Here is an 18,330-nt window from a genome sequence, read left to right on the forward strand (position 1 = left end):
AAATGAACTGCTGTCGATCCCTGCGCTGCTTCCACCGTGGACATGTCCAAGGTGAAAGGACATGACGCGCCCGCCGTCAACGGCGTTGCTCGCGCGCCTCGCCGATCTGCTCGGGCCAAAGGGTTTCAGCGTCGATGCCGACGCCCTGGCGCCTTGGCTCACCGATTGGCGCGGGAAATATCGGGGAGCGGCGGCTGCGATGCTGTCCCCGGCGACCACCGCTGAGGTCGCGGCCATCGTCCGCCTCTGCGCCGACGCGGGCGCCGCGCTCGTGCCCCAGGGCGGCAACAGCGGCATGGTTGGCGGCGCCACGCCCGATTCGAGCGGCGACCAGTTGCTGGTCAGCTTGCGCCGCATGAACCGCGTGCGCGATATCGATGGGACCGCGCAGGTCGCGGTGGCGGAAGCCGGGGTCATCCTGGAGAATCTCCATGACGCCGTCCTTGCGCACGAGCTCCGCTTTCCGTTGACGCTGGGCGGCAAGGGGTCGGCGACCATCGGCGGGCTGGTATCGACCAATGCCGGGGGAACGCAGGTGCTGCGCCACGGGACAATGCGTGCGCTGCTCGCAGGAATCGAAGCGGTCTTGCCCGACGGGAGCATTTTCGATGGTCTCGCCCCGCTCAAGAAGGACAATCGCGGTTACGATCTGCGGCATCTGTTTTGCGGCGCGGAGGGGACGCTCGGCATCGTCACGGCCGCCGCTCTGCATCTGGTTCCCGCCGCCGCCGCCCGGCGAACCGCCTGGATCGGTATCGATTCACCCGAAATCGCGCTTTTGCTGCTCCGCCGCCTCGACCCGGCGCTGGGACGCGAACTCGAGGGATATGAAATTATCCCGCAGACCTGCCTTGACGATGTCCTGCGCCATATCCCGAACACGCGCGCGCCGCTCGCCGGCCAGCATCCGTGGTACGTCCTGCTCGAACTGGCAGGCGAAAAGGATGCGGCGCTGGGTGAGGCGCTCGAAGCGCAACTTGCCGCCGCGATCGACCTCGGACTGGCCAACGATGCCGTCATCGCCAAGAGCGATCGCGAGAGCGAGGATTTCTGGCGCCTGCGCGATTCCATTTCGGAAGCCGAACGGGCCGAAGGGCCGGCGCTACAGCATGATATCAGCGTCCCGGTCGACCTGATGCCGGCCTTCATCGCCGAAAGCCCGCGCCGGCTTGCGGCGGTCTACCCCGGCGTCCGCGCCTTGTCTTTCGGCCACTTGGGCGACGGCAATGTCCATCATCACGTTCAGCCGCCGCTCGATGTCGATGGGGTGGCCTGGCTCGCCGAGCATGGCTCAGCAGTCAGCCGGCTCGTCTATTCGCATGTCATCGAGCTCGGCGGATCAATTTCGGCCGAACATGGTATCGGCCAGATGAAACGCGACATCCTCGCCGAACTCGACAGCACGGCGCGACTGGCGGCGCTGCGCGGGATCAAGGCAGGGCTCGACCCCTACGGCCTTTTCAATCCCGGCAAACTCATCGCCTGACCATCTTTCGCCGCCATCGCCCCCTTGCGCGTAGCGGCGCGTGTCAATAAGGCGCTTTATCTTTTTGCGTCCCGTTCCGCGGGACTTTTACCGGAGTTCGACCATGGCCACCGCGCCCGCACCTGCCAACTTGCCCCTTTTTTATAAAGATCTCTCCCCGCTTTCGAGCGTCGAGCATGCCGACTATCGCGCCCGCCCGCTCGACAAGGCCGATTTCCTTGTCAAACAGCATGCCATTCCGCTGACCTCCGACGAATTCGTTTCGGCCTGCCGCTATTACCCGATCGTTTTCTCGGCGGGCGACAATCCGGTTCCGCTGGCGCTGATGGGTCTCAACGAGGGCGTTAACACCTTCGTCGACGACGATGGCAAGCTGCTGAACCCCGTCTACGTTCCCGCCTATGTGCGCCGCTATCCCTTCCTGCTCGCGCGCCTGCAGGAAGGTTCGGACGAATTGTCGCTTTGCTTCGACCCGACCTCGGAAGCGATCGGCAAGTTCGACGAAGGCGATCCGCTGTTCGAGAATGGCCAGCCGACCGCGTCGGTTCAAGCGGTCCTCGAATTCTGCAAGAATTTCGAAGAAGCGGGCCAGCGCACCGGCTTTTTCATGGAAGAACTGAAAAAGGCCGACCTTCTGATGGACGGCGAAGTCGCAATCCAGCAGGAAGGCAATGACAAGCCCTTTGTCTATCGCGGTTTCCAGATGGTAGACGAGAACAAGCTGCGCGAACTGCGCGGCGACGTCCTGCGCAAGCTGACGCAGAACGGCATTCTCGCGCTGATCTTCGCGCATCTTTTCTCGCTGCAACTGATGCGCGAAATCTTTGCGGAACAGGTCAAGGCCGGCAAGATGCCCGCCGTCATGGAACTACCGACCGTTTGACGCCGGATGCATATGGCCGCCTCAACCGGGGCGGCCATTTTGCATATTGTCGAGCCTCTTGACTTCGCGCCGGCGTCAGAAATCGATCGCCAGCCCTTTCAGCTCCCAATCGCCATAGCGCACCGGATTGCGGCCGCCGGGTTGGTCTTCGGCCTTGTCCTCCCGGATCGGTTCGGGCACCGGCACGGCGCTGTTCGTCCATTCGGCAGGCGCCTTGACATGCGCCGGGCGCTTTACAGCCCGTGGTGTTCCGCCAATGGTCATATTCGGTCTGCTGTCGGCCATGATGATATAGTATAGGATCGATCGTGCGCCACGCCAACCACAGCATTGCCCTTCATGGCTGACCGGCGACCCGTCCGCCGCCGCTCGCCGCGCGAAGCCGAGCCGCCGGGCATGTCGCCACGCCGCGCCGCGTTGCGGCTGATGGATGCGATTTTGCGTCGCGGTGATCCGCTGGACGTTGCTATGCATGCCGCTGCGCAGGGGCTTACCGGTCCCGACCGGGCTTTTGCGATCGCCATCGCGTCCGAAGCGCTGCGCTGGATGGTCGACATCGACGCGCTGATCGATGGCGCCACGGCGCAAATCCTGCCCGATGATGTCAAATCGCGTGCGGTGCTGAGGATTGCGCTCGCACAGTTGCTGGTACTCAAAAGTCCGGGGCATGCGGTGGTCTCGACCGCGCTGCCGCTTGTCGACGGCGGGCCGCGGCGGCTAGTTCATGCGATCCTGTCGCGCGCGCAAACGGAAGAATGGCAACTCCCCGACCGCGCCACCCTGCCCCTCGCGACAGCCGAGCGTTGGGCCGAACAATGGGGGCTGGCCATGGTCGAAGCGGCCGAGGCCGGCTGGAGCGCCCCGCCGCCGATCGACCTAAGCTTCGCGGTCGAGCCCGATCCCCGCGAATGGCCCGAAGCTGTTTCGCTTGCTCCCCGCCAGCGCCGGTTGCCGCGCGGCCAAGCGGTCGAATCCTTGCCCGGATATGGCGAAGGCGGCTGGTGGGTGCAGGACCTGGCCGCCAGCCTGCCCGCGCGGCTGCTCGGCACTGGCGAAGGTCGCACCGTCCTCGACCTCTGCGCCGCGCCCGGCGGAAAGACGATGCAGCTCGCCGCGGCGGGGTGGAAGATCATCGCGGTCGACGCCAGCACAAAGCGTCTGGAACGGCTGGGCGCCAACATGGCGCGCACCGGCCTGTCGGCGGAAATCGTCCAAGGCGATATTCGCTCTTGGGAACCTGTTGCGCCGGTCGATGCGATCCTGCTCGATGCGCCCTGTTCGGCGACCGGCATCTTTCGCCGCCATCCTGACGTCCTGCACCGGATCGAACCGCGCCAGATCGACGAAATGGCGTCGTTGCAGGCCGCCCTGCTCGCGCGCGCGGCAAACTGGGTCAAGCCCGGGGGGGTGCTGGTTTATGCCACCTGCTCGCTCGAGCGGGCCGAAGGAGAGGAGCAGATATCGGCCTTCCTGAAAGCCAATCCCAGCTGGTCGGTGGAAGCCCCGCGCGCCGGCGAACTGCCCGCTGCCATTGTCCCCGACCGCGATGGATTCATCCGCACGCTGCCGGGGTTGCTGGCAGAAGAGGGCGGGCTCGACGGCTTTTTCGTCGCGCGGCTGCGCGCGCCGTCAGGCTGATCGACGCGACAGACGGTAGAGCGCCAGATCGCCATAATCCTTTGCGAGCCGGACCTTGCCGACATAATCGCAATCGAAGTCGCGCGCGTTACCGAGCGCGAGCATCGCCGCAAGCGGCTGGGTGCAATAGACCTGCCCGACGAGCGTGACCGGTTCGATCCGTGCGGTGCGGGTGACTTCGGTGCCATACCACAGCTCGTTGCCGACCACCGGATCGAGACCGCGATAGATCGGACCGAAGTGAATACCGGTCCGCATCCCGGCCTTTTTCCCTTCGAGGCCGAGTTCGGGTGGGAGGACGTCCAGCTTTTGCTGCATCGCCAGCGCGATGCGCGCCGCCGTCGCGGGATCGTCGATGATCGCGTAAACCGCGTCGCCCCAGGTGTTGCGAAACAGAACGGCCTCGCCGAAATCGTCGAGGATGCAGCCGATGCCGCCCATCACTTCGCGCGCGAAAATTGGCAGTTCGGCTTCGCCGAGTTTCGAGAAACCAGCAAAATCGGCAAATAATATCGCGTAGAGGCCACGCCGCGTATCTTCGGGCGGCTTGGGCGCCGCCGGAAAATCGAGATTGCGGTCAAGATCGCCGACCGGGATCGTCAGCGTCTCGCCGCCGTGGCGTTGCCACAGGGCGATATCGGCATTGGTGCCGGCGATCGAGGTGGCGGGCCGCGCCGCAACCGCAGGATCGACGACGGCGAGCTGGATCGCGCTCGTCTCCAGTTCGCGCGCGCGCAATTTGGCGAGGCCCATCATCGTGTGCGATCCCAGAATGAACTGGCAATCGTCGCTGACATAACGCGCGCTGCTCGCGAAATGGACCATCGATGCGCTGTCGCGGCAACGGACATAGCGTGCGACCCATTCGTGTCCGCCCGATGCGACCGACTGGGCAATGAAATCGTCTTCGGCGAACGGCAAGACAACCGTCAGGTCGATCCCCCGTGCCAAGGCTTCTTCGGCAAATAATATGTCGGCGCCGCAGGCGAGGGGGCCGATCAGCGCCGATAGCGGCTGCGCATCGAAGACCGACGCAATGGCGGCGCGGGCGTTGGCTTCCCCAACTCCCCCCGCCCGGAACATGCGGCCGCAATAGACACCGACGGGCGGCGGACGCAGCAGGTCGACAATCTGTCGCGCCAACGCGGCTTCGACAACACCGCAGTCCGCCAGCCGCGCAATCTGGCGGCATGTCGACGCGCGGTCGCCCGCACGGGGGCCAGCTTCCGCATGGGCCGCGCGCGCGTGAACGAGCGCCTCGTCCCCGCGGTTCAGTAGCAGCAGTGCCTCGACCAGCGTCGCGCGGTCCCAATAGGTTTCGGCGGCGCCGTTCGCGGCGATCGGTGCGGCAAGGGCGGCGGCGCGTTCCTTTTCGCCGAGCATCGCATAAAGGCTCGCCGCATTGATCGCAGGGAAAGACGCCCCCGAGGCCTGCCAGGCGTGATCATAGGCGGCTGCAGCATGTTGCAGCGATTTGGTCCGCGCCGCGCCGACGCGATCGAAGGCATCGTCCTTCCAGATCCGCCCGGCGAGCGCAAGGCTGTCGACGTCGCCCGACACGGCCAGGTCTAACCGTTCGTACAGGCGCATCGCGCCCTGACTGTCGCCCGAGGCGGCAAGCGCGCGGACCATCAAGTAACGCAGGCGCGGGCTATCCGTCCCGTCACGCCGCGCCGCCGCAGCGCGGTCGAACGCGCTCAGTGCATCGCCTTCGCCCAGCCGATGTGCGACGTCCGCCTCGACAGCGGCCGCGTCGTTCATCGTGCCGCGTCCTCCGCCGATTTCAGCAATGCGACATTGGCCTTTTCGGTGGGCGACAACGATACATTATCGGTCGTGGCGCGATACCAGCCGAACTGGGCGAAATGGGCTTGGAGGGCGGGATCCCTGAACCGCAACCCATGCCGCGCGAATATCTCGTTGCGGGCGATGCGAAGCTCCAGTGCGCTGTAATTGCCTAGCTCTTCCGCACTCAGCAGCCGGTCGGCGGAATCCGGGATGACGACCCCGCTGCCGCCGACGCCGGTTGGCGCCGCGACGATAGGCGCGGCAGCCGCGCCGCCCTCGATCAGCCGGATATATTTGCGGAACATGAAGCCGGTGGTGCCGTCGGCCTTGCGGACGCGCCACCACTGCCCCGGCTGGCTATATGTGAGGAACTTCTCACCCTCCAGCACCTTGCCGACGATCGCGGTCTTTGTGCTTTTTCCTGCCCGGATATTGGTGAAGCCGTCCGGGTCCTCGATCGTGGCGGCGAGCGTGAAGGCTTCGGCAGGCTGGCGATCGGCCTGGGCGGCGGGCTCATCGGAGGTCGGTGTCGACGATATGGCCGCGATCGCTGCTTCCGATTTTTCCGGGGGCGTTGCGGCCGGTTGCAACAATTTCCATGCGAGCAGCGCGACCGCAATGGTCGCAAGGCCCAGCAGTGCCCACGGCAGGAAGGATGTCTTGTGCCCCGCCGGGCGGGCTTCGGCGTCCCTGCCCTTGGGCGTCGGAGGCGACTTTGGTGCCGCAACCGGTGCCGCAGCCTCGCGACCGCACAGTTCCTCAAGGCTCATCAGGACTTTTCGCCAGCCGCGATGGTCCGGGTCGCCGTGCCAGTCGCTGAGATCGGCAAACTGGATCTGGTTGAAGGGCAGCGGCGGCATCACATCGTCGATCGCCGTCTGCACCAGCTTTTTCTGGTTACGCGCGACGTCTGCCTCGGCGCGTACCCATTCGGACTGCGCCGATGTGTGCGACCAGACGACGATCGCCGCTTTGGCGCTGCCGATCTTTTCGGCGATCACGTCGCCATAGGACCGGTGCGGCGGCAGTTCGGCGTCCCACCAAACGTCATAGCCCGCCGCCGCGACCGCAGCTGCGATATCCGCGACCCGCGCCTTGTTGTCGCGCGAGTAGGAAATGAACACATCGACCATCGGCTAGCCCCCTGTTGTGAAGAGGCTAGCCGTCCGTCAATCGATTTTCCAGCCAGACTTCAGAATACCGCCCTGGGCGCCTCTTCCTTCATCATCGCCGCGCGAACCATCGGAATCGGCGGGCCGCCGTAGGACAGGAATTCGTCATGAAATGCCTTCCATTTCGTCCGGTCGCCTTTGGTCCAATCCTCGCGGAGCTTGCGAATCATCAGCTTGCCCATGGTGTAGTTGAGGTAAGCGGGGTCATAGGTGCCGCGCGCCGCCTGCTGCCGCGAATTGCCCTCGTCCTGATAGCATTGTTCCTTGAACAGCTTTTCGGACTCCGCGACGGTCATGCCCTTGGTGTGCAGGCCGATCGCCGAGAGGTAGCGGCAATCGCGCAGGAGCGCGTTCGACAGCTGGCCGATATGCGTTTCGAGATCGCCTTCGCCGAGCCCAGCATCCCACATCATCTCCTCGGTATAATGTGCCCAACCTTCGGCAAAGGCATAGCCCACGAACAGCTTGCCGAAGATGCTTTCGGCGCGGTTCGAATGGAGGAAATTGAGGAAGTGGCCCGGCCACACCTCGTGCACTGAGGTAAAAAGCAGGTCCTTCTTGCCAGGAATGAACGCGTCCTGCGTTGCCTTGTCCCACGCCGGATCGGGCGGCGAGATGTAGTAGACCGACGGCAGGCCTTTCTCATAAGGTCCCGGAATGTCGATATAAGCGCTGTTTTGCCGGTTGTAGGGCGGCGATTCCTCGACCTGCGCCTGTTCGGTTCCCGGGATCGATACGATATCCTTTTCGACCAAGAAGGCGCGCAGGACCGGGAGCTGGCGCCGTGCCTCGGCGACGGGGCCGTCGGCGGGCTTGTCGGCGTTCATCTTCTTCATGCAATCGGTGATCGTCATCCCCGCAGCATAGGTGGCGCAGGCGGCCTTCAGCGCATCCTGGTTGCGCTTGAGGTCGGCCTGGCCAATGCGCTCAAGCTCGTCGAGCGGGGTGTCGACGCCTTCGTTGGTCAGGATCATCTTCGCAAATTTGTCGGCGCCGAGCGCATAGCCGTCGGGGGTGCCGGGCTGTGATCCGACATATTCGGCAAGGTCGGTCATCGCCGCGCCGGCCTTGGCCACCGCTTCGTCGAACTGCTTTTGCAGCGCTTCGTCCTTGACCGAGGCAAACGCCGCCTTGGCGTCGCCCTTATAATAATCGGCAAAGCCGCCGAAGCCGGCAGTGCCATATTTGACGAAGGTCGCAGGCAGCGGAAGTTTCAGGTTCGCCTTGATCTGCGCCGCCGCCGCCGGGACTTTTTCGGCATAGGCGATGAATGCCTTCATCCGCGTCGCCGCGTCGGCGTAGGGGCGCGCAATATAGACGTTGGGGTCGAGCGCGCCGGTGTAGAAGGCCGGGTTCTTCTGCGCAAAATCGGTATCGCGGAGGAAGAAGAGCTGGCCTTGCGCGACATGGACCAGATAGTCGCGCTCAAACTTTTCGGCATCGGTCATCTCGCCATCGAACGCCTTGGCGTCGGCGATCGCCTTTTCCAGATAAGCGGCCTGTTTTTCGAGCCCTTCGGGCGACCAGTCGGGAAGTTGGCCGTCGAACTCATGCTTGCCCTGATAGACCGCAAAATTGGGATTCAGCGGAAAGTAGCCAGCAAGGAACTGATCGCGAAATTCAGTCCAGTTCTTCGCGCTTGGCGCGGTTGCCGATTCATTTTTCGAGGCATTGCACGCGGTAAGGGCCAGCAGCGTGGCGGCCATCGCCGTGCTGCCCAGACGGGCCAATTTGCTTTTCATTCGAATGTCTCCCTGACTTCTGCGTCGGGTCTTTTGCCAGCCGGTGCGGGGAATGACACCCGAGAATCGACAAACGGCAAAGCTATGCATCTGGACAGGTGCGAAAAGCGGGCTACGGCGATCAGCGATGGCGACGATCCCCCCACCCGAAGGCGAAGAACCGGTGATCCCGGAAGCGGCGCCCAAAGCCCCCTCTCCGCTCAGCTTTCCCGACTTCCGCTATTTCTGGCTCGCGCGCTTCACCGCGGTGATGGCGACGATCGCGATGGTCGTGGTGATCGGCTACCAGCTCTACGACACCGCGCGCACCGACTACGGCATGTCGATCAAAGAGGCGTCGTTCCAACTCGGGCTGCTCGGCCTCTTCCAGTTCGTGCCGCTCGCGATCCTGACGCCGGTGGCCGGCTGGGCGGCCGATCGTTTCGAACGGCGCAGCGTCGCGATCTTTTCGAACCTGATCGACCTGTTGATCGCCGCGACGCTCGGCTGGTTCACCTGGACCGATGGGCTGACGTTGCCCCTGCTCTTCGGCCTCGCCGCGCTCCACGGCGTCGCGCGCGTCTTCTCGGGGCCGGCGATGAGCGCGATCGCCCCCAATATCGTACCTCCAGCAGTCCTGCCGCGCGCGATCGCGATGAGCAGCATCGCGTGGCAATCGGCGTCGGTGATCGGCCCCGCCGCGGGCGGGCTCATCTATGCCGCGCATCCCGGGTCGGTGTATGTTTTCTCGGCGATGCTCCTAGCCATCTCGGCCTTCACGCTGAGCCGCGTCCGCCCAGTGCTCCCGCCCCCGCCCGAGGTCCGCCGCCACCCGCTGCGCGAAATGGTCGACGGCCTGCAGTTCGTGTGGGTCGAGCGCTTCCTTCTCGGCACGATCACGCTCGACCTGTTCGCCGTGCTGCTCGCGGGCGCCACGGCGATGTTCCCCGTCTTCGCGCGCGACATATTGCACGCCGGCCCTGAAGGCGCGGGCCTAATGCGCGCCGCCGTTGCGGCGGGGTCGGTGGCGGTTGCCGTCGGCCTCGCGATCCGACCGATCGAGCGCAACGTCGGGGTGAAGATGCTGTGGGCGGTGGCGGTATTCGGCGCGGGGACGGTGGTCTTCGGCCTCTCGACCAATCTCATCCTTTCGCTGGCCGTGCTTGTGCTGATGGGTGCCGCCGACATGTTTTCGGTCTTCGTGCGCGGCACGCTTATACAGCTCAACACCCCCGACCATATGCGCGGCCGCGTCAGCGCCGCTTCGGGCCTCGCGATTTCGGCGTCGAATGAACTTGGCGAGATGCGCGCCGGGGCGATGGCCGCTGCGTTGGGGCCGGTCGGCGCGGTCGTGATCGGCGGCGCTGGCGCGATCGGCGTGACGGCGCTATGGGCTTGGCTGTTCCCCGAACTGCGCCGGGCACGCACCTTTGAACCCCAATTCAAGGCAGGATCGACATGAAAGCCAATTCCATCCTCGATACCATCGGCGACACGCCGCACATCCGTATGGCAAAGCTGTTTCCCGACGCCGAAGTCTGGGTGAAATCGGAGCGCAGCAATCCCGGCGGGTCGATCAAGGACCGGATCGGGCTCGCAATGATCGAAGCGGCCGAGCGCGACGGCAGTTTGAAGGCCGGCGGCACGATCGTCGAGCCAACATCGGGCAACACCGGTATCGGCCTTGCGATGGCCGCGGCGGTCAAAGGCTACAAGCTGATCCTGGTCATGCCCGAAAGCATGTCGGTCGAGCGCCGGCGCCTGATGCTTGCCTATGGCGCGACCTTCGACCTGACGCCGCGCGAAAAGGGCATGAAGGGCGCGATCGAGCGCGCGATCGAACTCGTCGAAACGACGCCCGGCGCCTGGATGCCGCAGCAGTTCGAAAATGAAGCGAACATCGACGTCCATGTCCGTACGACGGGACCCGAAATTCTTGCCGATTTCAAGGATACGCCGATCGACGTACTCATCACCGGCGTCGGCACCGGCGGCCATATCACGGGCACCGCGCAATTCCTGAAAGAGCATTGGCCGAACCTCAAGGTCTTCGCGGTCGAGCCCGAAGCTTCACCGGTCATTTCGGGCGGCCAGCCCGCACCGCATCCGATCCAGGGCATCGGCGCGGGCTTCATCCCGCGTAACCTGCACACCGACCTGCTGGACGGGGTGATCAAGGTCGACGCTGGTGCAGCGAAAGATTTCGCGCGCCGCGCCGCGACCGAGGAAGGCATGCTCGTCGGCATTTCGTCGGGCGCGACGCTGGCCGCCATCGCGCAGAAGCTGGCCGAACTGCCGCCGGGCAGCCGCGTTCTCGGCTTCAACTACGACACCGGCGAGCGCTATCTGTCGGTCCCCGATTTCCTCCCGGAGATTTGAGGCCCCCTCGTGCGTTCCGTGGACGATCCATCGGCGTTGCCCGTCGGGCGCGACTGGACGGGCTGGCTGTTCGTCCTGATCGCCGCCGTCGCAATCGCCGCGGTCTTGTATCATAGCGGGGGGGGCATCGTCCGCGACGCCGCCGTGCGCCCGCATCCGGTTGCGCCGCCCGCCGATGTCGTTCCCGACGTGCCGCCGATGGAACTGGCGCCCGTTACCGAGGACGACGCGCGCGCCGCCAATGCGCGCATCGCGCTGGTCACCAAGGGGTTCGTGGCGGCGCGACCGTTCGTCTATGCCGGTACTGGCGACGCGCGCTTGCGCGCCCGCGACTGCCTCGCCGCGGCGATGATCTATGAAGCGGGTGACGACAGCCGCGGGCAATTGTCGGTCGGACAGGTGGTGATCAACCGCGCGCGACATCCGGCCTTTCCGAAATCGATCTGCGGCGTCGTGTTCCAGGGTGCCGAACGCCAGACGGGTTGCCAGTTCACCTTCACCTGCGACGGCGCGCTGGCGCGCCGCTATTCCGAAGCGGCGTGGCTGCGCGCACAGGTCAACGCCGACATGATGCTGTCAGGCCTGACCGATCCTTCGGTCGGCCTCGCCACCCATTATCATACCGACTGGGTGCGCCCCTATTGGAGCGACAGCCTCGAAAAGATCGCAATCGTCGATACGCATCTCTTCTTCCGCTGGCCGGGCTTCTGGGGCACGCCGGGGGCTTTTCGCGGCAGCGTGTCGGGCGAAGACGGCCCGATTGCGAAACTCGCTGCCCTGTCGCCGCTGCATGCGAACGCGATGGGGATCCCGACCGAACTCGTAACGGGCGTAGACGCCAATGCTGCGGTCGGCGAAGCGCGCATCGTGACCGGCGCTGGCGAAAGCGCGGGCCGCGACACCATCTACACCCAGCTCGATCGCAAGGCGGCACCCGAAAGTTTCGTGACGACCGCGCTGCGCCTTTGCGGCGACAAGCCCTATTGCAAATTCATGGGCTGGACCAATCCAACCCTCAAACCCGACAGCGATGCGATGAGCGACACGCAGCGCGCAGCGATGAGCTTTTCCTATCTGCGCGACGACAAGGCCGGGTTCGAAAAGGCGCTGTGGAATTGCAGCGAGTATAAGCGCGACGATGCAAGGCAGTGCATGAAGCGGTAACGCCGGAATGGCGGGAATCTGCCTGACTTCACTCTGAAATCGCGTTCCGCGCAGCGCTAAAGCCACAAAAGCCCCGCGTGCGCGCGTCGAAACTGTGTCCTTTGTGGCTTTAACGCCATCCCAAGACCTGTTTGTGCAAGCGGACGATTTCAAAGAGCCGCCGAAGGCTGACACGGCGCGATAATGTAGGACAGCAATTTTTGGGGCGATGGCGGCTTAGGGGTGGTGAGCGGACGTCGGTTCCGCCTCCTCGTCACCCCGGACTTGATCCGGGGCCCATGACCTCGACGCCGCGATGGATCCCGGATCAAGTCCGGGATGACGAAGAAACAGTGTCCGCAATCGGTCGTTTGCCGACGCGCCTAGCCGTGCGGCTTGATCAGATATTTCTCGCCCGTGCGTTTCGCATTATAGGCTTGCGCCGTTTCGACGTTCAGCGCGTCCGCCAGCGACACTTCATGGCTATAGTGACTTTTGAACGTCGTCGTCAGCTCGTCGACGACGCGCTTGCGCATCCGGCCAACGACTTCCATGCCCGCCTTTGCCATGAAGGGGGTGAGCAGGAAGCCGCCGAGCGCCCAGGTCAGGCCGAAGCTGCGCGCCGAAAAGGTCGTCGGCGACAGGTCGAGCGCGCCATAGATATAGACCTGCTTGAACGTGTCCGAACCATAGCGGCTGTAGGTCGTCATGCGCTTGACCGCCGCCGCTTCCATCGCGGTCAGGATCTGACCCGCGAGCTTTCCGCCCCCGGTGGCATCGAAACCGATCGTCGCCCCCGTCTCGACGATCGCGTCGATCAACCGGTCCATGAAATCGTCGGCGCTGCTGTTGACGACATATTGGGCGCCGATCCCCTTCAATATTTCGACCTGCGCGTCGCTGCGGACGATGTTGACGAGCGGAATGCCGTCCTTCGCGCAAATCTTGACGAGCATCTGGCCGAGGTTCGATGCTGCGGCGGTGTGGACGATCGCGCTGTGATTTTCCATCCGCATCGTCTCGGTGAACGCAAGGCTGGTCAGCGGATTGACGAAGCAGGAGGCGCCGTCGGCGGGGTCGGTGCCGTCGGGAAGCGGCATCACCATCTGCACGGGCAGGCAGCGATATTCGGCGTACATTTCGCCGCCGAGCAGAGCGACGGTCTTGCCGAGCAACGCCTGCGCCTCCGGCGAATCGCCTGCCGCGACGACGGTGCCGCAGCCTTCGTTGCCGATGGTGAGCGCGTCGCCGACGCGCCCGGCCATCGCGCGCATGCCCGCGGGCGGCACATCGGCGGTAATGACGGGCAAGCCATCACGAGTGGAGGCGCGCGCGGTCGACATGTCGGCGCCGCCGAACAGCAAGCCGAGGTCCGACGGGTTGATCGGCGCGGCGAGCACCTTCACGAGTACCTCATGCGGTTTGGGAGTCGGCATCGGACGACGCTCCAGCGACACTTCGAGCTGCCCTTCGGGCTTCACGAGCGTCAGCATCGTGAGGTTGGTTTCAGGCAGGTCGGTCATCATGCGTCTCCCGTGTTCGGTTTCTCGATGAAACCGAAATAGGGCGGCAGAAGGACGCTGGCAATCGCCGGTTGCGAAAAATGCGGCCGGAATCGCGAAGCATCCGGCGCCGCCGCATCATGTCAGCCGGACCGAGACCCCGCCATCGGCAATCATCGGGCTTCCCGTCACGAAACTCGACCGGTGAGACAAAAGAAACAGCGCCGCCTGCGCGATCTCGATGGCAGCCGCCATCCGCTTCATCGGATGCAATCCGGCTATAAACTCCTGCGCGGCAGGATCGTTCTCGCCTCCCATCGGCGTGATCGTGCCGCCGGGCAACAACGTGTTAACCCTTATGCCCTCGGCGGCATGGTCCGATGCCAGTGACCGGGCAAAGCCGATCAGCCCCGCCTTGGACGCCGCATAGGCCCCCATGCCGGGTAGGCCGCCGTTGCTGAAACCCACGAATGACGAGGTGAAGACGATCGAGCCCCCACCGCGCGCCTTCATCGCCGGTACCTGGGCCTTGGCGGCCAGAAAGGCGGCGGTCAGGTTGACCGAGATCACGTCGGTCCAGTTGCCGATGGCCATATCAGAGACCGGCTGCATATCTCCGACGATGCCGGCATTGTTGAACGCGCCGTCCAGTCCGCCAAACGCCTTTCCGGCCAGATCGACAAGCGCCTTGGCATATCCCTCGTCCCTCACGTCGCCGGCGAGGAACACCGCCTGCCCACCGGCTTGGTGGATGGAATCGGCAAGGGCTTCGAGTTCGGCGCCGCGACGCGCGCCCAGCACCACATTCGCTCCTTCCGATGCAAACAGCTTCGCTGCCGCGGCGCCGATCCCGCTGCTCGCGCCGGTGACGATGATGGTCTTGTCTTCCAGTTCCATGATTTGCCTTTCCTGACATCGGTCAGGGCGCTCTATCGATGCAACGGAAGGCGCGGCGTCCCGATTCTTGCGCTTAAATCGCCTTTCGCGACAAGGAACCCGCTGCGCCCGGCGTCATCGCGCGGGCGAATATTCCGCGGCGAGACGCAGCACCGCACCGGCCAGCTCTTTCCGGCAAATCAGCAGGTCGGGCAAATAGGTGTCGGGATTATTGTACCGGATGGGCGAGCCATCGACGCGGCTGACGTGCAGACCCGCCGCCTGCGCCACCGCGACGGGCGCACAATTGTCCCACTCATATTGGCCGCCGGTGTGGAGGTAGATATCGGCCTCCCCCCGCACGACCGCCATCGCCTTCGCGCCCGCCGAGCCCATCGCGACCAGTTCCGCGCCGAGCTTGTCCGCGACGAACACGGCCTCGGCGGCGGGGCGCGTGCGGCTGACGAGCATGCGGAGCGGCTGGTTCGCGGGTGGAAGCGCGACCGGCGCGCCCGACGTCAGCGTGACGCCGAGGCCGGGCAGCGCGACGGCACCGACCGTTGCAATGCCGTCGATCGCAAGCGCGACATGCACCGCCCAGTCGTCGCGTCCCTCGCCATATTCGCGCGTGCCGTCGAGCGGATCGACGATCCAGACGCGGCTCTGGCCACAGCGTGCCACATTGTCCTTCTCTTCTTCGGAAAGGAGCGCATCGGCGGGACGAGCGGTACGAATCTCCCGGCACAGCATGGCGTTGGCCTGCTCGTCCCCCGCCTTCCCCAGCGCCTTGCCGTCAAGGCCGCCGCGTGTGCGCAGATCGAGCAGGATCGCACCCGCTGCAGTTGCTAGCCGTTCGGCAAGCAGTTCGTCGTTTTCCCCCACAGTCATATCTATCCCAGCAAGCGATCGATGATCAGGTCAGCGGCCTCGTCGGGCGTCATCGCAGTCGTGTCGATACGAATTTCGGGATTCTCGGGCGCCTCATAGGGGCTGTCGATGCCGGTGAAATTCTTGAGCTGGCCCGCGCGTGCCTTTTTGTAGAGACCCTTGACGTCGTGTCTCTCCGCTTCGGCGAGGGGAGTGTCGATGAAGATTTCGAGGAACTCGCCCTCGGGCAGCATCGCACGCACCAACTCGCGTTCGGCCTTGAATGGCGAAATGAAGGCGGTGATGACGATCAGCCCCGCGTCGGTCATCAGCTTCGCGACCTCGCCCACGCGGCGGATATTCTCGATCCGGTCGGCCTCGGTAAAACCGAGGTCGCGGTTGAGGCCGTGACGGACATTGTCGCCGTCCAAAAGGAAACTGTGCCGGTTCATCCGGTGCAACTTCTTTTCGACGAGGTTCGCGATCGTCGACTTGCCGGACCCCGAAAGACCGGTGAACCACAGCAGAGCGGGGCGCTGGTTCTTCAGGTTCGCGCGCATATCGCGGTCGATGTCGGTCGCCTGCCAATGGACATTCTGCGCGCGGCGGAGGCTGAAATGCAGCATCCCCGCCGCGACGGTCGCATTGGTGAGCTTGTCGATCAGAATGAAGCCGCCGAGCGTCCGGTTGTCGCCATAGGCCTCGAAGGTAATCGGCTTGTCGGTCGACATTTCGACGACGCCGATGCCGTTCAATTCGAGCGTCTTCGCCGCGAGATGATCGAGCGTGTTGACGTTGATCTCGTATTTCGGCGCCTGCACCGTCGCCGAAACGCTCTGCGTCGCGAGCTTCAGCCAATAGGCGCGGCCCGGGATCATCGCCTCGTCGGCCATCCAGACGAGCGTCGCCTCGAACTGGTCGGCCGCCTCGGGCGGATTGTCCGCCGCCGCGATGACGTCGCCGCGCGAGCAGTCGACCTCGTCGGCGAGCGTCAGCGTCACCGACTGGCCGGCAACGGCTTCGTCGAGGTCGCCGTCGAGGGTGACGATGCGGTCTACAGTCGTCGTCTTGCCGCTCGGCAGGATGCGAACGGCGTCGCCGGGTTTGATCTTGCCACTTGCGAGCTGGCCCGAGAAGCCCCGGAAGTCGAGGTTCGGGCGGTTGACCCATTGGACAGGCAAACGGAACGGCTTGGCTTCGTCGGCGGCGGCCCCGACCTCGACGTTTTCCAGATGCTCGATCAGCGCTGGGCCCTTGAACCAGGGCGTGTTGTCCGAGGGCGCGGTGATATTGTCGCCCTTGAACCCCGATATCGGGATTGCGGTGAAGTTGGTGATGCCGATCTCGCTCGCGAAGGCGCGATACGCCAGCGTGATGCGGTCGAACACTGCCTTGTCGTATCCGACGAGGTCCATCTTGTTCACGGCGAGGACGATATGCTTGATACCGATCAGATGCGCGAGGAAGCTGTGGCGGCGGGTTTGGGTGAGCACGCCCTTGCGCGCATCGATCAGGATGACCGCGAGATCGGCAGTCGAGGCCCCCGTGACCATGTTGCGCGTATATTGCTCGTGCCCCGGCGTGTCGGCGACGATGAACTTGCGCTTTTCGGTCGTGAAAAAGCGATAGGCGACGTCGATCGTGATCCCCTGCTCGCGCTCGGCAGCAAGGCCGTCGACGAGCAGCGCGAAGTCGATCTCCTGCCCCTGCGTGCCGACGCGCTTGCTGTCGGCTTCGAGCGCGGCGAGCTGGTCCTCGAAGATCATCTTCGAGTCATAGAGCAGGCGCCCGATCAGCGTCGACTTACCGTCGTCCACCGAGCCGCACGTGATGAAACGCAGCAGCGACTTCTTTTCGTGGCCCGCGAGATAGGCGTCGATGTCCTCGGCGATGAGGGCGTCGGTGACGTAGATGGGGTCGGTCATCAGAAATACCCCTCCTGCTTCTTCTTCTCCATCGACGCATCGCCGCCGTCCTTGTCGATGATGCGGCCTTGCCGTTCGCTCGTTGTCGTGAGCAGCATCTCCTGAATGACTTCGGACAAGGTCGATGCTTGGCTCTCGACCGCGCCGGTCAACGGGTAACAGCCGAGCGTGCGGAAACGCACCGACCGTTCGACCGGAACCTCGCCTTCCGCCAGCGGGAAGCGGTCATCGTCGACCATCAACAGCAGGCCGTCGCGCTCGACCGTCGGGCGCGGCGCGGCGAAATAGAGCGGCACGATCGGGATATTTTCGCGCGCAATATATTGCCAGACGTCGAGCTCGGTCCAGTTCGAGATCGGGAACACCCGGATGCTCTCCCCCTTCGCCTTGCGGGCGTTATAGAGGTTCCAGAGTTCGGGGCGCTGCTTCTTCGGGTCCCAGCCGTGGGTCGCCGTGCGAAAGGAGAAGATGCGCTCCTTGGCGCGGCTCTTTTCCTCATCGCGCCGCGCGCCGCCAAAGGCGACGTCGAAACCGTGAAGGTCGAGCGCCTGCTTGAGCCCCTCGGTCTTCCACATGTCGGTGTGCAACGGACCGTGATCGAAGGGGTTGATCCCGCGCGCCTTCGCCTCGGGGTTCTGGTAGACGATGAGCTCCATGCCGCTCTCGGCCGCCATGCGGTCGCGCAGTTCGTACATCGCCTGGAATTTCCACGTCGTATCGACGTGCAGCAGCGGGAATGGTGGTGGCGATGGATAGAAGGCCTTGCGCGCGAGGTGCAGCATCACCGCGCTGTCCTTGCCGACGCTGTAGAGCATCACGGGCTTCGCCGCGTCGGCCATCACTTCGCGCATGATGTGGATGCTCTCGGCCTCGAGCCGGTCAAGATGCGTCAATTCAGACGACAACAAACTTCGTCTCCTAATATTTCCGCCGTGCAGCAGCGGAATAGG

Annotated in this window: 15 protein-coding genes; 6 read left to right on the forward strand and 9 right to left on the reverse strand. The window is 64.5% G+C overall.

The features are described 5' to 3' along the window. Nucleotides 1–61 precede the first annotated feature (61 nt). Nucleotides 62–1,486: an FAD-binding oxidoreductase gene (locus ATE71_RS01070; protein WP_058801507.1), complete on the forward strand. Its 1,425-nt coding sequence runs from the start codon at nucleotides 62–64 to the stop codon at nucleotides 1,484–1,486. 103 nt (nucleotides 1,487–1,589) lie between these two features. Then, entirely contained in the window at nucleotides 1,590–2,369 is a 780-nt protein-coding gene (locus ATE71_RS01075) for a SapC family protein (protein WP_058801508.1), read from the forward strand. Nucleotides 2,370–2,444: 75 nt separating this feature from the next. Here the strand turns inward: ATE71_RS01075 and ATE71_RS01080 are convergent, their stop codons facing one another. Then, on the reverse strand, nucleotides 2,445–2,633 hold the full coding sequence (locus ATE71_RS01080; RefSeq protein ID WP_082665018.1) for a DUF1674 domain-containing protein: 189 nt from the start codon (nucleotides 2,631–2,633) through the stop codon (nucleotides 2,445–2,447). A gap of 75 nt (nucleotides 2,634–2,708) precedes the next feature. Here ATE71_RS01080 and ATE71_RS01085 point away from each other — a divergent pair, with 75 nt between their 5' ends. Beyond that, a complete protein-coding gene (locus ATE71_RS01085) occupies nucleotides 2,709–4,007 on the forward strand; it encodes an RsmB/NOP family class I SAM-dependent RNA methyltransferase (RefSeq protein ID WP_058801510.1) in 1,299 nt (432 codons plus the stop codon). Here the strand turns inward: ATE71_RS01085 and ATE71_RS01090 are convergent. The 3 genes from ATE71_RS01090 to ATE71_RS01100 are packed head-to-tail and all read right to left on the reverse strand — an operon-like array spanning nucleotide 3,999 to nucleotide 8,709. After that, nucleotides 3,999–5,768 (reverse strand): adenylate/guanylate cyclase domain-containing protein, encoded by a 1,770-nt coding sequence (locus tag ATE71_RS01090; RefSeq protein ID WP_058801511.1) that lies wholly within the window; start codon nucleotides 5,766–5,768, stop codon nucleotides 3,999–4,001. The genes ATE71_RS01085 and ATE71_RS01090 overlap by 9 nt on opposite strands. Then, nucleotides 5,765–6,928, reverse strand: coding sequence for a TIR domain-containing protein (locus tag ATE71_RS01095; protein ID WP_058801512.1), 1,164 nt, complete (start codon nucleotides 6,926–6,928; stop codon nucleotides 5,765–5,767). Before ATE71_RS01095 ends, ATE71_RS01090 begins: the two co-directional genes overlap by 4 nt. Nucleotides 6,929–6,987: 59 nt before the next feature. Next, on the reverse strand, nucleotides 6,988–8,709 hold the full coding sequence (locus ATE71_RS01100) for a DUF885 domain-containing protein (protein WP_082665007.1): 1,722 nt from the start codon (nucleotides 8,707–8,709) through the stop codon (nucleotides 6,988–6,990). Between the two features lie 127 nt (nucleotides 8,710–8,836). Here ATE71_RS01100 and ATE71_RS01105 point away from each other — a divergent pair, with 127 nt between their 5' ends. The 3 genes from ATE71_RS01105 to ATE71_RS01115 are packed head-to-tail and all read left to right on the forward strand — an operon-like array spanning nucleotide 8,837 to nucleotide 12,231. Continuing rightward, nucleotides 8,837–10,150: an MFS transporter gene (locus tag ATE71_RS01105; protein ID WP_058801513.1), complete on the forward strand. Its 1,314-nt coding sequence runs from the start codon at nucleotides 8,837–8,839 to the stop codon at nucleotides 10,148–10,150. Then, on the forward strand, nucleotides 10,147–11,067 hold the full coding sequence (cysK, locus tag ATE71_RS01110) for a cysteine synthase A (protein WP_058801514.1): 921 nt from the start codon (nucleotides 10,147–10,149) through the stop codon (nucleotides 11,065–11,067). Before ATE71_RS01105 ends, cysK begins: the two co-directional genes overlap by 4 nt. Nucleotides 11,068–11,085: 18 nt before the next feature. Next, nucleotides 11,086–12,231 (forward strand): cell wall hydrolase, encoded by a 1,146-nt coding sequence (locus ATE71_RS01115; RefSeq protein WP_058801515.1) that lies wholly within the window; start codon nucleotides 11,086–11,088, stop codon nucleotides 12,229–12,231. Nucleotides 12,232–12,593: 362 nt separating this feature from the next. Here ATE71_RS01115 and ATE71_RS01120 read toward each other — a convergent pair whose 3' ends face one another. From ATE71_RS01120 to cysD, 5 genes are all read right to left on the reverse strand, one after another. After that, nucleotides 12,594–13,733, reverse strand: coding sequence for a zinc-binding dehydrogenase (locus tag ATE71_RS01120; protein WP_058801641.1), 1,140 nt, complete (start codon nucleotides 13,731–13,733; stop codon nucleotides 12,594–12,596). Nucleotides 13,734–13,850: 117 nt separating this feature from the next. Next, complete coding sequence (locus tag ATE71_RS01125) at nucleotides 13,851–14,609, reverse strand: SDR family oxidoreductase (protein ID WP_058801516.1); 759 nt, start codon at nucleotides 14,607–14,609, stop codon at nucleotides 13,851–13,853. 114 nt (nucleotides 14,610–14,723) lie between these two features. Then, nucleotides 14,724–15,476 (reverse strand): 3'(2'),5'-bisphosphate nucleotidase CysQ, encoded by a 753-nt coding sequence (locus ATE71_RS01130; protein WP_058801517.1) that lies wholly within the window; start codon nucleotides 15,474–15,476, stop codon nucleotides 14,724–14,726. 2 nt (nucleotides 15,477–15,478) lie between these two features. Further along, entirely contained in the window at nucleotides 15,479–17,380 is a 1,902-nt protein-coding gene (gene cysN, locus ATE71_RS01135) for a sulfate adenylyltransferase subunit CysN (protein WP_058801518.1), read from the reverse strand. Beyond that, the gene (gene cysD, locus ATE71_RS01140) at nucleotides 17,380–18,285 is read right to left on the reverse strand and encodes a sulfate adenylyltransferase subunit CysD (RefSeq protein ID WP_082665019.1); all 906 of its coding nucleotides are present in this window, start codon (nucleotides 18,283–18,285) and stop codon (nucleotides 17,380–17,382) included. The genes cysN and cysD overlap by 1 nt, the downstream gene beginning before the upstream one ends. Nucleotides 18,286–18,330 lie beyond the last annotated feature (45 nt).

It is taken from the genome of Sphingopyxis sp. H115 (genome assembly GCF_001468465.1).
Taxonomy (GTDB): Bacteria; Pseudomonadota; Alphaproteobacteria; order Sphingomonadales; family Sphingomonadaceae; genus Sphingopyxis.